14 protein-coding genes are annotated in these 15,249 nt (G+C 51.1%); 9 read left to right on the forward strand and 5 right to left on the reverse strand.

Annotated elements, in window-relative coordinates; genetic code table 11:
- Positions 1-26 precede the first annotated feature (26 nt).
- Positions 27-950, reverse strand: a complete 924-nt coding sequence (locus GN241_01385) for a LysR family transcriptional regulator (protein XAT56131.1) — start codon at positions 948-950, stop codon at positions 27-29.
- A 167-nt stretch (positions 951-1,117) separates the two neighbouring features.
- On the opposite strand from GN241_01385, the gene GN241_01390 reads away from it, so the two are divergent.
- The 5 genes from GN241_01390 (at position 1,118) to GN241_01410 (ending at position 6,594) form a co-directional block, all read left to right on the forward strand.
- A complete protein-coding gene (locus GN241_01390) occupies positions 1,118-2,188 on the forward strand; it encodes a D-cysteine desulfhydrase (GenBank protein XAT56132.1) in 1,071 nt (356 codons plus the stop codon).
- Positions 2,189-2,199: 11 nt separating this feature from the next.
- A complete protein-coding gene (locus GN241_01395; GenBank protein XAT56133.1) occupies positions 2,200-3,162 on the forward strand; it encodes a glycine/betaine ABC transporter substrate-binding protein in 963 nt (320 codons plus the stop codon).
- A 101-nt stretch (positions 3,163-3,263) separates the two neighbouring features.
- Positions 3,264-4,319 (forward strand): betaine/proline/choline family ABC transporter ATP-binding protein, encoded by a 1,056-nt coding sequence (locus tag GN241_01400; protein XAT56134.1) that lies wholly within the window; start codon positions 3,264-3,266, stop codon positions 4,317-4,319.
- Positions 4,316-5,857, forward strand: a complete 1,542-nt coding sequence (locus GN241_01405) for an ABC transporter permease subunit (protein XAT56135.1) — start codon at positions 4,316-4,318, stop codon at positions 5,855-5,857. The genes GN241_01400 and GN241_01405 overlap by 4 nt, the downstream gene beginning before the upstream one ends.
- Positions 5,854-6,594 (forward strand): alpha/beta fold hydrolase, encoded by a 741-nt coding sequence (locus GN241_01410; protein XAT56136.1) that lies wholly within the window; start codon positions 5,854-5,856, stop codon positions 6,592-6,594. Before GN241_01405 ends, GN241_01410 begins: the two co-directional genes overlap by 4 nt.
- 198 nt (positions 6,595-6,792) lie before the next feature.
- Here the strand turns inward: GN241_01410 and GN241_01415 are convergent, their stop codons facing one another.
- Positions 6,793-8,010, reverse strand: a complete 1,218-nt coding sequence (locus GN241_01415; protein ID XAT56137.1) for an ROK family protein — start codon at positions 8,008-8,010, stop codon at positions 6,793-6,795.
- A 223-nt stretch (positions 8,011-8,233) separates the two neighbouring features.
- On the opposite strand from GN241_01415, the gene GN241_01420 reads away from it, so the two are divergent.
- The 4 genes from GN241_01420 (at position 8,234) to GN241_01435 (ending at position 11,874) form a co-directional block, all read left to right on the forward strand.
- The gene (locus tag GN241_01420; GenBank protein ID XAT56138.1) at positions 8,234-9,271 is read left to right on the forward strand and encodes a substrate-binding domain-containing protein; all 1,038 of its coding nucleotides are present in this window, start codon (positions 8,234-8,236) and stop codon (positions 9,269-9,271) included.
- Between the two features lie 128 nt (positions 9,272-9,399).
- The gene (locus GN241_01425; protein ID XAT56139.1) at positions 9,400-10,458 is read left to right on the forward strand and encodes an ABC transporter permease; all 1,059 of its coding nucleotides are present in this window, start codon (positions 9,400-9,402) and stop codon (positions 10,456-10,458) included.
- Entirely contained in the window at positions 10,455-11,237 is a 783-nt protein-coding gene (locus tag GN241_01430; protein ID XAT59138.1) for an ATP-binding cassette domain-containing protein, read from the forward strand. Before GN241_01425 ends, GN241_01430 begins: the two co-directional genes overlap by 4 nt.
- Positions 11,224-11,874, forward strand: coding sequence for a nucleoside/nucleotide kinase family protein (locus GN241_01435; protein ID XAT56140.1), 651 nt, complete (start codon positions 11,224-11,226; stop codon positions 11,872-11,874). Before GN241_01430 ends, GN241_01435 begins: the two co-directional genes overlap by 14 nt.
- A gap of 28 nt (positions 11,875-11,902) precedes the next feature.
- On the opposite strand, the gene GN241_01440 is transcribed toward GN241_01435, so the two are convergent.
- The 3 genes from GN241_01440 to GN241_01450 form a co-directional block, all read right to left on the reverse strand.
- Positions 11,903-12,919, reverse strand: a complete 1,017-nt coding sequence (locus GN241_01440) for a hydroxyacid dehydrogenase (protein XAT56141.1) — start codon at positions 12,917-12,919, stop codon at positions 11,903-11,905.
- 422 nt (positions 12,920-13,341) lie between these two features.
- Positions 13,342-14,373 carry a glutathione S-transferase gene (locus GN241_01445; GenBank protein XAT56142.1) on the reverse strand — a complete coding sequence of 344 codons (1,032 nt, stop codon included), beginning with the start codon at positions 14,371-14,373 and terminating at the stop codon, positions 13,342-13,344.
- A gap of 44 nt (positions 14,374-14,417) precedes the next feature.
- Positions 14,418-15,158: a hypothetical protein gene (locus tag GN241_01450; GenBank protein ID XAT56143.1), complete on the reverse strand. Its 741-nt coding sequence runs from the start codon at positions 15,156-15,158 to the stop codon at positions 14,418-14,420.
- Positions 15,159-15,249 lie beyond the last annotated feature (91 nt).

The raw sequence follows: 15,249 nt of genomic DNA on the forward strand, positions 1-15,249 counted from the left end.
TTATTAAGGGGATGGCTGCCCGCCTATCAAAGCGCTTGGGCGGTTTGCTCTTCCCTGATATTCGGCGCTTTGCTCCAAACCTGTAAAACGGCTAGGGCAATTTCCTCTTTGATATCCGCGTAAATCGCAACCTCAAGCGGCTCTTGGCCATATGTGTTTGCAAGCGAAATCAAATCGCCGGTTTCCAATTCGCGGTGCACCATGCTGTAGGGCAGCCAACCCACGCCGACACCTTTTAGCGTTAGTTCTTTCATACCGCTGGAAAAAGCGGTTTCGCAAACCGGATCCTTGCTGTGATTTCGCGTGCCAAACAGGCGCTCGCCTGCGTTCAAAACCTCGCCAAAATAACTGTTATCCGGATATACGATTGCTGGCGTTGCGGGCGCTATTTCACCGCTATCTTTCACGGCATAGCGCAGCCTGCCTCCTACAACGGGCACCAGATAATCTATCCCCCACAGGCCGCGGCGGATGGATGCATCAAAGGGTAATGGACCAGCATTTTTGGATTCATAGCAAAGCAACATATGCGTATCGCCGCGCAAAAACATTGTTACGCAATCGCGCAGGTTATCCGCCTGCAAGCGAAACTTAAGCGATGGAAAAACATGATTTGCGCGGAGCGCCATATCGGGAAAAGTGGAAAACACCGGTGCATGTTGTGCCGCAATCGACACGGTCAAGCTGGCGGGATTGAAATCGGCAATTTTGCTGCGTAAATCTTGCAATCGCAGCACCAAAGCCCGAATTTCCTTTTCGTTAGAGAAAAGGGCGGGGCTTATTTCAATTTTATTGGTTCCGCGTTGTAAAATGGCGATGCCCAGCCAATTTTCAAAGCCTCGAATACGCCGGGAAAAAGCGGGTTGGGTAATATTGCGCCGCGCTGCCGCGCGAGTCATGTTTTTTTCCTCTAAAAGTATCAAAACATCATCAAGCCATCGCAGATCCACAAGATTACCCCCTTTTGCTCAAACAATATGTATGAGCATCCGTAGAAAAAAGCATTATTTTTCTGCTTTGGTATTTGCAACGCTATGGATGGAAAATTTTCAATTTTAGGTTCTGTGTGTTCGAAGCTGCCCAAATTTTGGCTCGAAATAGCCTTTTGTCGACGGAAATGTCCCAAAGCTTGTGCAAAGATTTGTCTTTGGCTTTGGCGCGGTTTCCTAAAATACGCCTTGGCCATTTGCCAACTCCGCTTGAACCTTTGGACAGGCTAAGCGAGATATTGGGCGGGCCACGCTTATGGGTGAAACGGGATGATTGTACGGGCTTGTCATCTGGCGGCAATAAAACCCGCAAACTTGAGTTTTCGATGGCGGATGCGCAAGCGCAAGGCGCGGATACTATTGTGACCCAAGGCACCATGCAATCAAATCATGCGTGCCAAACCGCGGCAGCCGCGGCCAAGCTTGGGCTGGGCTGCCACATCTTGCTTGAAGAGTGCTCGGGCGTGGTCAAGGATAGTTATGCGCTGAGTGGCAATGCACTTTTAAACCATTTGCACGGGGCGTGCGTGTCAAAATTTGAGCCTTCTGCTGATATAAGCGCTGAGATCGCCTGTTTGGCCAATCAACTGATCCAGGATGGGAAAACACCGTATATTATTCCGACGGGCGGATCTGATTGTGTGGGTGCTTTGGGCTATGTGAATTGCGCCAGAGAATTGGCCGAGCAAGCTGCTGATTTTGGTCTTGAAATCGATGCGTTGGTGCATGCCACAGATAGCGCAGGCACGCAGGCTGGCTTGCTGGTTGGATTGGCGGCCATTCAAAGCGATATTCATTTATTGGGCATCGGCGTGCGCGCAGCGCAAGACCAGCAAGAGCAATTGGTTTTCAACTTGGCACACCGCACCGCGCAGCATCTTGGCACCGGCGTCAAAATCGCCCGTAAAGATGTGCATGTAAATTGTGGCTATGTCGGCGCTGGGTATGGACTTCCCAGTGATGGCATGGTCAGATCGCTTAAATTATTGGCTCAAACTGAAGGTCTTTTGTTCGACCCCGTATATTCGGGCAAAGGTTTGGATGGTTTGATCACGTTAGTTAAGCAGGGTTATTTCGCGGGAATGAACAACGTTATTTTCCTGCATACGGGTGGCACTGCTGCCCTTTTTGGGTATCCAGAAATCTATGACCTTCCCGGATATTCACACTCAAATACCATAAAGAAGATAACCAACTAGGAGAAGAAAACATGTCAATCAGAACATCACTTATAACAGCCTCATTGCTCAGCGCGATGAGTGTGCCGGCTTTCGCTGGTGAAGAAGTAAAAATCGGTGTGCCGTCTTGGACAGGGGCGCAGGCGATTGCCCATCTTTTGGGCGCCGTTGTTGAAATGCGTATTGGCGGTACGGTTGAATATGTACCGGGTAACAACGCCACGATTTTCCAAGGTATGGATCAGGGCAAAGGCGATATTGACGTGCATCCTGATGTATGGCTTCCCAACCAAGAAAGCTTCACAAAGAAATATGTTGATGGTGCCGGCTCTGTCACGCTGTCTTCAAACCCCTATGAGGGCAATCAAGGGTTCTGCGTTTCCAGCGCGTTTGCTGAAGCCAATGATATAACAGATATTGCCGATCTTGGCCGCCCCGATGTGGCGGCGTTGATGGATAGTGATGGGAATGGCAAGGGCGAGATGTGGATCGGTGCGCCGGGCTGGGCCTCGGCAAATGTAAATGAAGTGAAAACGCGTGACTATGGTCTGCTTGATTTTATCGAGCCAATTCGCGCCGAAGAAAGCGTGAAAACCGCGCGTATTAAGGATTCGATCGCCAAGGGTGAAGGCTATGCGTTTTATTGCTATAAGCCGCATGCGGTGTGGTTCATGTTTGATGTGAAAATGTTAAGCGAGCCAACATATGATCCGGCCAAATACGTCATGGTACAGCCTTCGGACGATGCCGATTGGTATGAGAAATCTAGCGTTGCAACCAAAGATGCGTTGAAAAAGGTACAGATTGCTTGGTCAAATTCATTAGAGAGCCGCTCACCAGCGATCGCTGAGTTTTTTGGCCGCTTCGCGTTAACGGCTGATGATGTGAGCAATTTTGCCTTTGAGATCAGCGGCAATGGCCGCGATCCGGCTGAGGTTGCCCGCGAGTGGGTAGAGGCAAACCCTGATCGCGTTGATGCATGGCTTGGTCTATAAAAGGCAGGCTTGAACATTAAGATGGATGGCTTCAAGCGGATTGGGGCCATCCTTTATATTTAAACGGGCCCTGCGCCCTATTTTTGAAACGATGTCGTAGGATGAGCATGGATACGGTCATTGAAATCTCCAATGTCTGGAAAATTTTTGGAGAGCGGCCGCAAGATGCGCTGCGCGCGATACGCGATAAAGGCCTCAGTAAAGCGCAGGTTCTGGCAAAGTATAACGCGGTTGTTGGGGTTGCAGATGTGAACCTTTCGGTAAATCGCGGCGAAATATTTTGTATTATGGGTCTATCGGGCAGCGGAAAATCAACGCTGGTACGCCATTTCAACAGGCTGTTAGAGCCCACTGATGGCCAAATTCTGATCGAAGGCACGGATGTGATGGGCCTTGGCGTGAATGAGCTGCAACGGTTTCGAAACCAAAAGATCGGTATGGTGTTTCAAAATTTTGCCCTGATGCCGCATCGGTCGGTGCTGGATAATGTGGCGATGCCGCTGGAAATTCGAAATATCAGCAAGAATGATCGCATGCGTCAGGCGGCTGCAATTTTAGATATTGTTGAATTGGGGGCCTGGGGCTCAAAATACGCGCATGAATTGTCAGGCGGTATGCAGCAGCGCGTTGGCCTTGCGCGCGCGCTTGCAGCGAATCCTGATGTGCTGTTGATGGATGAACCGTTCAGCGCCTTAGATCCGCTTATCCGTCGCCAATTGCAAGATGAGTTTATACGCCTGTCAAAAACCTTAAAAAAGACCACTGTGTTTATCACGCATGATTTGGATGAAGCCGTGCGGATCGGCGATCGCATCGCGATCATGCGCGATGGCCGCTTGATCCAAACGGGCACCGCAGAAGAGATTGTGATGAATCCTGTTGATGAATATGTCGCCGATTTTGTCGCAGGGATTTCGAGGCTTAAAGTGGTACATGCGCATGCGGTGATGCAGCCTATCGAGGCTTATGTGCAAAGCAATGGGCCCTTGGATGCGCAGGCTCCGCGCGTGCAAATGGACGAAACGTTAAGCACGTTGATCACGCTTGCGATCGATAATGACAGCCCGATCATTGTGGAGTCTGATGAACAGGCAGTGGGTGTGATTTCTCGTACCGATCTCTTGCGCACCGTTGTTGAAGGAACCGAAATGTCATGAGTGAACCCGTGCAAAACCCCCTTGATCAACCGCAATCAGACGCTGCGCTGGCCTTTGCAGCCGAGCGCCGAGAGGATATTCGAACCTTCGTGCGCACGCATCCTGATTATTACATCGCGCAATTTGATAGGATTGGCGAGAATGCAAATTTCACGCCCACGGCCAATCTTATGGCGGGTCTTTTTGGCCCGATATGGTTTGGTGCGCGGGGGCTATGGTCTTGGGCGCTGCCGTTTCTCATTTTGGAAACGCTGGCTTTTGTGCAAATCGCGCGGGGTCTTTTTGGCGATCTTGCGGCGGATGCGTTTGTGCGCATCGCCTCGATCGAGGGCACGCTGGAACTGCGCCGCAAGCAGTTGGCCGCGGCCATTGAGGCAGGCTCGGAAAAAGTGGCGGTTTATCAAAGGACAGTGGATTCCCTTGAAGCTGCGATTGGCGATATTCGCGCTGAGGCCGTGGCCCTGTCTGAGCAAGGGGTGACGATTGCCTTGCTGGGGCTTGGATTGTTATTGGTAACAAAGGCTGTGCAATTAACCGTCGCCAATTGGGCGTTAGAGGCGCGGTTTTCCGATTGGGTCTCAGATCGCAGCATGCGCTCTGGCCTGCCTGTGTCGCAAATTCTATTCAGCGCGGCTTTTGTGGTTGCGATCGTCACCGCGGCGATGCTGCATTACAGTTTTCCCGGCAGGTTTGGGTTTTTAAGCGATTTTCCAACCGATCCAGAATACCGGCTTTCGAGCATTGCGGGGGTTGAAGCATTCTTTGCCTTTTGCGTAGCCAACGGTGATGTTGTCTTTGATTTCATCACCTATGGCATTCGGTTGATCTTGGATGCGCTTGAGCTGATTTTCGTGAAAACCCCTTGGATCGTGATTGCCGCAATCATCGTTGTTCTCACATGGTTGACAGCGGGCATCCGCACGGCCGTTTGGTCGGGGGCCTTCCTATCTTACATGGGGCTGTTGGGGTTTTGGGAAAAAGCCATGACAACCTTGGCCTTATTGGGAACGGCGGCCTGTTTGTCGATTGCAATTGGCATTCCTCTGGGGATGTTTTGCGCCCGCCGTCGCCGTTTTTATGCCTTTATCCAACCGATTATGGATTTCATGCAAACGATGCCAGCCTTCGTGTTTATGATTCCCGTTATTGCCTTTTTTGGCACTGGCAAACCTGCCGCCGTTGTCACGACGATGATTTTTGGGGGGACGCCGGTCGTGCGCCTGACCGTTTTGGGGTTGCGCGGCGTGCCCGATAGCGTGCGCGAAGCGGCGATTTCTTTTGGTGCGAATAAATGGTATTTACTCACGCGCGTGGATTTACCGCTTGCCAGCCCGTCGATACGCGCAGGAATTAATCAAACGATCATGCTTTCTCTGGCGATGGTGGTGGTGGCTTCGCTGATTGGTGCAAAAGGTTTGGGCGAAGACGTGCTTGAAGCCTTGCAATATGCCAATGTGGGCCAAGGTATTTTGGCAGGGTTTGCGATTTTATTTTGCGCTATGATTTTAGACCGTATCGTGCAAGGGCAGCGCAAGTGACCCCACTGGTTCTGGTCCATGGCTTTATGGGTGGGGGCGCGCAATGGGCCGGGCAAAAAGCGGCCTTGTCGCAAGATTATGAGGTTATTGCGCTGGATCTTCCTGGTTTTGGCGAGAATGCGCATTTGCCTGTTTTGGATCGTATTGAGGGGTTTGCCGATTGGGCCATCGCCGAGCTGCATCGGTTAAATCTGTCCCGATATCATCTTTTGGGGCATTCGATGGGGGGGATGGTGGTGCAGGAAATGCTGCGCCGCGACGCCCAGCGGATTGAAAGCCTTGTGCTGTATAGCACCGGCAGTGTGGGCATTTTACCGGGGCGCTTTGAAACCATTTCCACCAGTAAGGCACGCGCCGCGCAAGAGGGCGCCACCGCCACCGCCCGCCGCATTTCTGCCATGTGGTTTTTGCAGCGCACCGCAGCTGAGGGCTATGAAGCCTGCGCGCAGATCGCGGAAAAAAGCTCGCTCGCGGCGATTCAGGCGGGCCTGACGGCGATGGAAGCTTGGACGGGCGCGGCATTTTTACAAGAGATTGATCTGCGCACTTTGGTTCTCTGGGGCGATCAGGATCGCACCTATTCTTGGCAGCAAACGCATTTGCTTTGGAGCTCGATATCGCAGGCAGAGCTGGCCGTGGTGCCCGGATGTGCGCATGCTGTGCATTTGGAAAAGCCCGACTTGTTCAACAGTTTACTGCGTGATTTCTTGAGCAATAATGCAAAGCGCGGCGCTTGAAAGCCCGCGTTTCTATTACTTGGGTGGTTTTACCAAAGATCGGTTAGAATTCATCAGAAGATAAGCACCGCCCGCCTCTGAAACTGGTTACGCGCTGCTGCATACTTTCCCGCCGTTTGGGTTGTGCCTTACGTCATGTGCTGCAAAAACTCTCATAGAAGCGTTTGCTTTGCCTCAGGTGCTTTCAGAGCAGTAATATCAGCGATTCACAAAACCATGGCGGTCTATAAGAAAGCGATCCGACAGCGGCAAACTGGCGCCACCAAGGGCTCTTGCATCGCTGCCAATGGTGCCTGCTCGGGCCACTGGCAGATCGATCCCGGGTGCAATAACGCCTTTGAGCTTTGCATTGACGCCAGCCACGATCCGCGCGCGAATATCCTCTGGTAACCACCCTTCGACCATCACGCACTCGAAATCTATGATACAAGAGGCGGCGATAATCCCTTCAACCAATGCCGATACGGTTGCAGTGATCCATGTGTCGACCAGCGCCGGATCAATAGCCCAATTCTGGGTGTTTTCCCAAATTGTTTCTGCGGTGCCGCCCGCTTCAATTACGGCCTGCTCCAAGCGCACAAGCGAGGCAAGATCCATCAACGAGATTGTTGTGCCATTGCTTTTGCGGATCGGCAACGGGCCCATTGCAGCGGCATTTCCAGTTTTGCCTGTATAAAGCGAATCGTCCAAAACCAGACCGCCGCCAATGAAAAAGCCGATGAAAAAATATAAAAAATCACGCGGGCGGTCTTGAGCGCCAAAAACTAGCTCTGCGCCGCAGGCTGCGGAGGCATCGTTTTGAAGATAGATTGGAAAATCCCATTTCTGTGAAATTTTTTCGGTAATATCTTCGGTTTTCCAATCTTCCATATCTTTGGGGTCAAGGCCCAATGCTTTCGCCCATTCCCAGAGGCGAAATGGAATGGCAATGCCAAGCCCCGCGACGCGATCGCGCTCTTCATTGTTTAGGGTGTTAAGTAACCTTTCGATTGCCATATGCGTGAATTTGATCACAGCAGCGGGTGAGGGGTAACTGTGCCGCTTGTTGATCCGCGCGCGGATCGCGCCGGTAAAATCAGTGATAACCAAATCCAAACTGCGCCGCCCGACTTTGAGCCCCAGAAAAAATGCGCCTTCTTTATTCAGTGACATTGGCACAGAGGGCTGGCCAATTTTGCCTCGAATCGGTGTTTCTTTTTGTAATAATTTATCAGCTTCAAGCGCGCGGGTGATCACCGAAACGGTTTGTGCAGATAAACCCGTAGCGCGGGCGATCTCGGCTTTCGCCATCGGGCCGTTTTGTCGGATCAATGTCAGCACAAGCCGCTCATTATAAGCGCGCACTTTGGTTTGATTCGATCCGCGGGCATAGTGGTTATTGCCGCTATAAGTCGATGTTAAATCGGCCGTTTTCATTTTCCTTAAGCAACCAATCCCTTTGTTTCTATATATTATTCTTACAGCTTTGTTTCTCAAACTGCAATTTTTAAACTTAAATAAGAGTGATTTAATTATTGACAGTCCGTCAGAATCATTGTCCTTTTATGTCAGATTGGAAGGTCTGATCTGTCGGTCTTATGGAGTGAATCGTTCATATGGGGTGATCCATGGGGTCTGATAATATTTTTGGGAGAAAAGTATGAAACACACATTGAACAAAGCGCTTAAAACCGCGTGCGCCGCCTCGGCATTAACCTTGGCCTCTAGCGTCGCCTTTGCAGGCGGGCATGGCATCTCGGCTTGCCTGATCACCAAAACGGATACGAACCCGTTTTTTGTGAAAATGAAAGAAGGGGCCACTGCAAAAGCCGAAGAGCTTGGCATTACTTTAAAATCCTATGCTGGTAAAATCGATGGGGATCATCAAAGCCAAGTGGCGGCGATTGAAACCTGTATTGCTGATGGCGCAAAAGGTATTTTGATCACAGCCTCTGACACCAAAGCCATCGTGGGCCCTGTGGCGCAGGCGCGCGATGCCGGTTTGCTGGTCATTGCCTTGGACACACCGCTTGAGCCGATGGATGCAGCGGATGCAACTTTTGCAACAGATAACTTCCTAGCTGGTGAATTGATCGGCAAATGGGCTGCTGCGGCTTTAGGCGCTGATGCGGCAAATGCTAAAATCGGCATGTTAGACTTGGCTGTGAGCCAGCCTTCTGTTGGCGTTTTGCGCGATCAAGGCTTCCTGCAAGGTTTCGGAATCGATTTGGGTGACCCCAATAAATGGGGGGATGAAACTGATAGCCGGATCGTGGGCAATGATGTAACAGCCGGCAATGAAGAAGGTGGCCGCAAAGCCATGGAAAACCTGTTGGCAAAAGATCCGATGATCAATGTTGTCTATACGATTAATGAACCAGCCGCATCCGGTGCCTATGAGGCGCTGAAGGCGATTGGCCGTGAAAACGATGTTTTGATCGTGTCTGTCGATGGCGGTTGCCCCGGTATTGCGGATGTTAAAGCCGGTGTCATCGGCGCCACCTCGCAGCAATATCCATTGTTGATGGCCTCTTTGGGTGTTGAAGCGATTAAACAATGGGCCGATGATGGATCCAAGCCCTCTCCAACTCCGGGTAAGAACTTTTTTGATACTGGGGTATCTTTGGTGACTGATAAGCCTGCTGCCGGTGTTGATTCGATCGACACCGCTAAGGGCACAGATCTGTGCTGGGGATAAGATCGCTAGAAACATCAAAGCTGGATCTTTAGCGATATCTTTGTAAACTTTGCCATGGGCGGTGCGTGCATCGTCCATGGCTTAATAAAATTATGCCATAACCAAAATGGCAATTCGGGGGCAAAGCGGTGTCAATCAGCGAAGAAAAAGGCCTTGGGCTAGATCCCACTGCAGAGGAAGTTTCGGCGTTTATCGAAGAAGAAACGTTGTCTGATAGGGTTCGCTTATGGCTGAGGCAAACGCCGGCTGCGGTTCCATTGGTGGTTTTGCTTTGTTCTTTGGCAATCTTTGGGTTACTGCTTGGTGGTAAGTTCTTTTCCCCTTTCGCGCTGACATTGATTTTACAACAGGTTGCGATTGTTGGCATCGTTGCGCTTGCCCAATCTTTGGTGATTTTGACCGCTGGTATTGATCTTTCTGTTGGCGCGATCATGGTGTTTTCATCGGTGATCATGGGGCAATTTACGTTTCGCTACGGGTTACCGCCGGAAATCTCTCTGATTTGTGGCTTGGCGGCGGGCACGTTAATGGGGGCGATCAACGGCGTGTTGGTGGCAATCATGCGTTTGCCTCCCTTTATCGTAACCTTGGGCACATGGCAGATTTTTCTAGCGTCGAATTTCATTTATTCTGCCAATGAAACGATCCGCGGCGCTGATATTGCCGAACGCGCGCCGATTTTCCAATTCATGGGCAACAAGTTTAAAATTTATGGCGCGGTATTTACCTATGGCGTGATTTTGATGATCGTGCTGGCGATCATTTTGGCCTATGTGCTGCGCCATACGGCTTGGGGGCGGCATGTTTATGCTGTGGGAGATGATCCGGATGCTGCGGAATTGTCAGGTGTTCGAACCAAACGGGTTTTGATCTCTGTCTATATGCTGTCGGGGTTTATTTGCGCCACGGCCGGGTGGGTCTTGGTGGGGCGGATCGGTTCTGTCTCTCCTACATCGGGTCAGTTCGCGAATATTGAGGCGATCACCGCGGTTGTGATCGGAGGAATTTCATTATTCGGGGGCAGAGGCTCGATCTTAGGCGCGCTGTGCGGCGCGTTGATCGTTGGTGTATTCTCTTTGGGGCTCAGAATGATTGGTACGGATCCGCAATGGACCTATTTGTTGATCGGATTGCTGATCATCGTAGCCGTTGCGCTTGATCAATGGATCAGAAAGGTGGCGGTCTGATGGAACCAATTTTATACGCGCGCAACGCTGTAAAGCGGTATGGTCGGGTGGTTGCGTTGGATCATTGCGACTTTGATTTATATCCGGGTGAGGTTTTGGGCGTGATCGGGGATAATGGCGCGGGCAAATCCACGCTGATCAAAGCTTTGTCTGGCGCTATTCAACTGGATACGGGTGACATCCATTTTGAAACCAAAAAGATACATTTCAGCAACCCGCTTGAGGCGCGTTCTGCGGGCATTGAAACGGTCTATCAAAACCTGGCCTTATCGCCTGCATTGTCAATTTCAGATAACATGTTTCTTGGTCGTGAAATTCGCACAAAAGGTCTGATGGGCAAGCTTTTTTACAAGCTTGATCACGCCGAAATGGAACGGCAATCCAAACAAATGCTTGCGGATTTAGGCCTGTTGACGATCCAAAATATTGGTCAGACGGTTGAAACTCTGTCGGGCGGGCAGCGCCAGGGCATCGCAGTGGCGCGCGCCACCGCCTTTGGGTCGCGGGTGATCATCATGGATGAGCCTACTGCGGCGCTCGGAGTCAAAGAATCCCGTCGGGTGCTTGATTTGATCAAGGATGTGCGCGAACGCGGCATTTCGATTGTTTTGATTTCGCATAATATGCCGCATGTGTTTGAAGTGGCTGATCGCATTCATATCCACCGATTGGGCAAACGACTCTGCGTTATTGATCCCAAAAAATATGAAATGTCAGAGGCTGTGGCGATGATGACCGGAGCGATGAAGCCAAAAGACTTGGGTGATGTTGCTGAGTGACGAAACCTTTACCTTGTTCAGGCGCAAGCTTGACAACTTAACCCCGGCAGACCGCAGGATTATCGCCATTTCTGGGCCACCAGGGTCTGGCAAGTCAACCTTTGCCGATGCGCTTTGCGCGCGGTTCAACCAAGAGCGCGCTGCGCAGTGTCAAATCATCCCGATGGATGGCTGGCATTACGATAACGCGGTGCTCAGCGCATTGGGGTTGCAGGCGCGCAAAGGCGCCCCCGCCAGTTTCAACATAGAGGGGTTAACCAATCTTCTGAGCCGTGTGAAAGCGGCTGGCAGCGATATCGCGGTACCGCTTTTTGACCGCGATTTGGATCTCTCGCTTGCCTCAGCGCGGATTATTTCACGCAAAACTGAAATCATTTTGGTTGAAGGCAATTATCTGCTGTTGGATCAGCCTGGTTGGCAAGATTTACGCCTCTGTTTTGATCTTACTGCGATGCTTGACGTGCCTATGGATATTCTTAAACAACGCCTGCTGGCGCGATGGGGAAACCTGTCAAAAGAAGCGGCGCTTGAAAAGGTAACGGCCAATGACCTGCCAAATGCACGATTGGTTTTAGGCAATTCCGTATCTGCCGATATAATGGTAGGAAACGCTTCTGAAGCCGAGCTGCGCCTTTAACCTATAGGGGGTCCTTGGCCCGATCAGATTAATTTTCCGAAACCGGCTTGCTTTGCATTTTGCTTGCGGTTTCCCTTTGCGCGCGTTTGCACACCAGCGGCGGAAGGCCGCGATCTAAGAGCTGCAAGTCTTCCCAGACCATTTCCCCCATATCTTCAAAACATTGCTGTAAGGCGCCGGCGCGATGCGCAGATTTCAAAAACCCCGGAAGCTGACGCACCGGATGATCTGCTGGCATCGGTTCAAGCGGCCATACATCGCTTGCGGCGGTGATATGACCCTTTTCAACCGCGTTGATCAGCGCAGGGAAATCAATCACTTCGGCGCGGCTGAGCAAAACCAAACTGCTGCCTTGGGGCATGCGCGCGATAAGGTCGGCAGTTATAAAATGTTGGTTCTCAGTCGTGACCGCGGCCAACACAAAGATCATATCTGAGCTGTCGAATATATCTTCTAAAGAGCTGGGCGCGCCGATCCCCGATAAGAAAGAGTTGGGAAGCCAAGGATCGTATATTTTTATCTGTGGTTTAAAACCGGCCAAAATTGTCGCCAAAGCCTTGCCCAGATCCCCAAATCCGATCATGCCAATCCTGCCGTTGAACAACAGTTTTGCGAGCCGATTGCCTTCGAGCCCCCATTTTTCGATGCCGTTCTCAAAGGCTTGATGCGCGGCGGTAATTTGTCGGCTGAGGTCCAGCGCAAGGCCAAGAGCCAATTCGGCAACGGGCTGCGCGAAAACCGCGCCCGTGGTGACAACATGAATGCCGCGCTCAAATAGCGTGTCATAGGGCATGTTATCCATCAAATTTGATTCAACGTTAAAAATGCATTTCAGCTGTTTCAGCTGCTCGAGCAAAAGATGGTCAAGCGGGGGTTGGCCGATGATATAATGGACCTGCGCGAGCACTTGTGGCGATAGGTTTGATATCTCATCTTCAGAAACCTCGATCACCTCATAGCTATCGCGCAGTTGTGCAAGGCGCTTTGCGGTAAAAATAAGCTCTAAAGACCGTGGATGCGGCGCGGAAAGGATGGTTGGTTTCATATCTGTTAAGGTCCATTTGCAAACGGCGGCTTCAAGATCGATAAGACCCTATATATTTAGAATAATCAAATGCTTATCTCTTAAGCCGAGTGATAAAAGGCCCAGTTTGATCTGCGGGCGCCAAAGGTTTTCGGGTTCTTTGTGAAATTACTTATACAGGCAGTATGGCAGGTAAAGCGGGTCAGCCCTGATGATCTTACGGAACGGGATCTCGCACGTCTATCGCAACGCTCATTCTATCGCCGCAGGTGCTTATTGGGCCCACGCGCGTCAATCTGGCTGATACGAATTTATCGCGCGCTGTTCGCTAAAAACAAGTTGGCTTCAACGCGTTGGGCCTTGATTTTTGGTGCCGGAAAAGCCCAAGCAGCTATGTGTGGCAGTGGGTTTCACCGATATCTTGCGCTCTGCTCAGATTTGGCTCAATCAGCCAGTTCCGGATGGCGATAGGCCTCTGGATAGGGCCTTGGCTGGCGGGGGCCAAGCGGGATAACGCCGTTCCATGACCGTCCAAAATAGCCTTGCAGGCAATGCATCAAAGATCCGCTTTCTGCCACTCCTGGCAGCGCGTAGACGCGGCAGAGCCATCGCCACAGATGCGGGTAATTGAATATTTTCGCACCATTCAGCTTCATGCGGAGATAATAGACGGGGTCGTGGCGATATAAGGTTGGGAATAGTCTTAAATCAGCTTCGGTAAACGCCTCACCGGTCAGATAGGCTCGGCCATCCTGCAACAGCGCATTTAACTCTTCCAGCATGTTGAAATATTTATGAAAGGCCGCCTCATAGACCGATTGGTCAGAGGAAAAACCTGCCTTGTAGGCGCCATTATTGATCGCCTCGTAAATACGGCCATTCAGCGCGTCAATTTGGGATCTTAAGCCTTGATCAGCAGGGTAGAGATCGATGCGCTCTTCATGGGCAAGGCCACTGCCCAGCGCGGCTACGTTCTGGTTCATCATTCTTACAATCTCGGCGCTCTCATTGGAAACGATGCTTTGGCTGTGCTTGTCATAAAGCATGGGCACTGAGCGCTCTTGTGATCCTTCTTTGGCATAGATATTTTTAAGGAGCCGAAAGTTTTGCCCGGTCGCGGTTTCCTGCGTACACTCTGGTAGCGTAGCTTGGCTGATTGAAGCAATATGCTCTGGCGCGAATTGCCAGTGGTTTGGCCCCTCGGGATCAGCCTCATCGGTGCGGTTTGGAAAAGCTACGTCAAGCGTGATGCTATGCTGCAGCCCTAAGAGACTGCGCGCCAAAGTCACGCGATGGCTCCAGGGGCAATTCAACGCCACGTAAAGATGATAGCGGTGCGCTTCAGCGGGAAAGGCGGTACTGCCCAGCGCGCTTCGGAACCGGCTGACACCGCGCACAAATTCCCCCTTGGCGCGCCATGCAGCGGCATCGGTTTGGGATTCTTCAACAGAGCGGTCCGGATTTTGCATGTGCATTTATGGATCCTTTTTATACGGTAACGCCGTCACGCGGCGCGGCGTTACAGGCTTTGGGCTTTCTTGATCAATGCCTGTCTTTCTTGGCTGCTGCTCAATTCGACCCCCCGCGCCAACAGCCCCTCTTTCAGATCAGCATCAGACAAGGCTTCAATTGCCGCATCCGTCATATTCATAAAATTTATTTTTCGCCTAACTGCTGGGTTTGTCGGGCCAAAGAGATGGCTGGTCTGAAAACCAAATTCAGCCGCATATTTAGACATAAAATATTGCAAGAATGTGTTGATACTCGGGCGAATGCGTGGGTCATGATTTATCTGAGCATCGCAGGCCTGCAATGTTTCAATCATCAGTTTTGTCCAGCGCGCTGCGCCCTCATTGGTCATCAGCTGGAACGCATTATGTTGATGATGAAAGTTGAGCCTGAACTCAGCCCCGTGATAATGAAAGCCGCCGCCCATCACATCAATCCACATTGCCGATTGGGTTCTGACATGGTGGGCTGCGTCGCCAACACGGGCGAAAACATCGCGAAACCAAGCCTCGTCTTCATAGACGCGGCTGTAAAAATCATGGACGATGTTCAGAATACGCTTTTGCCCCATAACGGAAAATAATTGCCAAAATTGGATCGGTTTTGAACGATCTTCTGTGGCAACCAAAGAAATAATCTGCGGCATACGATGGGCCTGCGCGGGAAGCGTGTTTTGCGTGATGGCATAAGCGATATAGCCGCGCTGTATCGTTTCAGTCATGTACCCGGCGCTTGGGGAATAGTGCGTCATTGGGGTGTTTCTGTCTTTCTAGGGTCAGCAGTAATCATAAAAGTAATTTTTTCAGTGGGTTAGCCGATTTCGTTCGAAATTTTAGAACCTG

This window comes from Rhodobacteraceae bacterium IMCC1335 (genome assembly GCA_039640495.1).
Lineage (GTDB): Bacteria > Pseudomonadota > Alphaproteobacteria > Rhodobacterales > Rhodobacteraceae > Thalassovivens.